This is a genomic window from Ruminococcus sp. AM43-6, assembly GCF_003461785.1.
Classification (GTDB): Bacteria; Bacillota; Clostridia; order Oscillospirales; family Ruminococcaceae; genus Hominimerdicola; species Hominimerdicola aceti.
The window spans coordinates 1-2,191 of the sequence record NZ_QTXU01000071.1; the positions used below are offsets into that span (position 1 = coordinate 1).

The following is a 2,191-nucleotide window of genomic DNA, read 5'->3' on the forward strand; positions in this document are numbered from 1 at the left end:
AACAACAAGATCGGCAAAGAGGAGATAAAAAGCAGTATGAAACAGGTGGGACTTGATCCCGAACTAAAGCGACACGTCCGCAAATACAGTCTAGGTATGCGGCAGCGTTTGGGACTTGCACAAGCTATCATGGAAAACCCAAAGATACTCATTCTTGACGAGCCTTTCAATGGCCTTGACAAGGACGGCGTAAAAGAAATGCGTGAGTACCTGCTTTCATACAAAGAGCAGGGTAAGACTATCCTTATATGCTCACACTCTGCGGAGGACATCTCAGTGCTGTGCGACACTGTGCATGAAATGGATAAGGGTGTGATAAGTGAGATCAAGGGGTGAGTGGTCTGCTTGTATGTGTTTGCTTTTATACGAATAATTTACGACTGTGCTAACGTAAAAGAAAGGATATTTTTATGAAAAAGAACCAATTTTAGCTATATGCTATGACTTTGATAAAACATTATCTCCTGATGATATGCAGGCTCAAGGCTATATACAATCTATCATTATGAAGTTGCAGACTTTTGGAAGGAATCAAATGAACTTGCAAAAAACAATGATATGGATCAGAACCTTGCCTATATGTACATGATGTCCGCTCGCTCAAGAGGTAAGGTTTTATTTACAAGGGACACTTTACATAAACAAGGAGGTAAAGTGAAACTTTTTCCCGGTGTTGATACTTGGTTTGACAGAATTAATGAATACGGAAGAAATAAGGGTGTATCCGTAGAGCATTATATCATTTCATCAGGTCTTAAAGAAATGATTGAAGGTACAGAAGCCGCCGAAAAATTTACAAAAATATATGCCAGTTCTTTTTATTTTGACGATGCTGGGGTTGCGGTATGGCCCGCACAGGTGGTGAATTATACTAACAAAACACAATTTTTATTTAGAATTGAAAAAGGAGTACTTGATATAAACGATCAAGGGGTCAACTCATTTTTCCAGCCGAATCAATATCGTGTGCCGTTCAGAAATATGATATATATAGGAGACAGCGATACTGATATTCCTTGTATGAAACTTGTCAATACAAATGGAGGTCACTCTATTGGTGTATATAATTCTGAAACCAAGGATAAGTCAAAAGTGTTTAGGATGCTTGACGAAAAAAGGATAAAATACTATGTGCCAGCAGATTATAATGAGAATTCCCAATTAGAGCAACTAGTAAAAATGATTATAGACAGAACTATTTCTAATGAAATGTTGGAAGAATTTTATTTTGAATGTGTTTCAGAAAAAGACAAAGAAATCAAAGGTCAAAGTGAAGAAACAATTAAAATAGATGGCTTGATAAATCGTCTGGAAGATAGTATGAGCTTTGCTAACACGCATGATATAATTTCAAAGCTCAGAGTATATGAGAATTTGACAGATGAGCAGAAAACTAAACTGGTTAAAATTGCACTAAATAATAATCAGGTTACATATATTTTAAAAGATAAGGACGTTAAAAAATTTTACGAAGCAGTTTGTAAAAATTATAACGATGATGACGCAAGAAAGGTTATAGCGATATTAAATTCCAAGTAAGTTTAGATGAAAACATACAGCATAAATTCTGTTGTCTATAATTTTTTTGCGTATTCAAATTAAACCAATGAACCTTCCAGATGATTGGTTCAATATATTGAACTTTTAAAATCATTGCATTTGACCGAACAAATGCGACTGAACTTTTATTAAAGCAAAAAAGTTCTCTAAAAATTCGTTTATGTTAAATTAATAACGTTTTGACATAGGGGGTATCTCACAGTGCGACGGCGAAAACGCACATCTTACCCCCGTGTCAAAATCAAATCTCCTGTGCAAAACAATGAAAATGGACCATGACTATTGACAAACGTATTAAAATGCGATACCATGAGAATGGAGAATAGTATAAGCTCGTAAAGATTTTAAGAGTCTTTGCGAGCTTTTTGTTTTGAATATAAATTTCGCTATGTTCAGTGACAATAACAGGAACTTGAAAACAGAATAGGAGGACTGATAACTTGAAACAATTTAACTCAAAATCCTGCGAAGAAATAATGACTACTGTGTATAAGCCTGTTGAGTTCGTTATAGACGGCTTGATCGCACAAGGTTTGTATATCTTAGCAGGAGCACCAAAGGTCGGGAAATCGTGGCTGGCACTTGATATGTGCTTGTCAATAGCGAAAGGAGAAAGTGTTTTAGGTCAGAA

At 35.6% G+C, this 2,191-nt stretch carries 3 protein-coding genes; all 3 read left to right on the forward strand.

Annotated features, from left to right (window positions below; translation table 11 throughout):
• The coding region (locus DW938_RS14400; RefSeq protein ID WP_118125582.1) for an ATP-binding cassette domain-containing protein at positions 1–336 on the forward strand (336 nt) is incomplete at its 5' end.
• Positions 337–654: 318 nt separating this feature from the next.
• Positions 655–1,539, forward strand: a complete 885-nt coding sequence (locus DW938_RS14405; RefSeq protein ID WP_347517438.1) for a haloacid dehalogenase-like hydrolase — start codon at positions 655–657, stop codon at positions 1,537–1,539.
• A gap of 461 nt (positions 1,540–2,000) precedes the next feature.
• A partial coding sequence (locus tag DW938_RS14410; protein WP_147342414.1) for an AAA family ATPase occupies positions 2,001–2,191 on the forward strand: 191 nt, incomplete at its 3' end.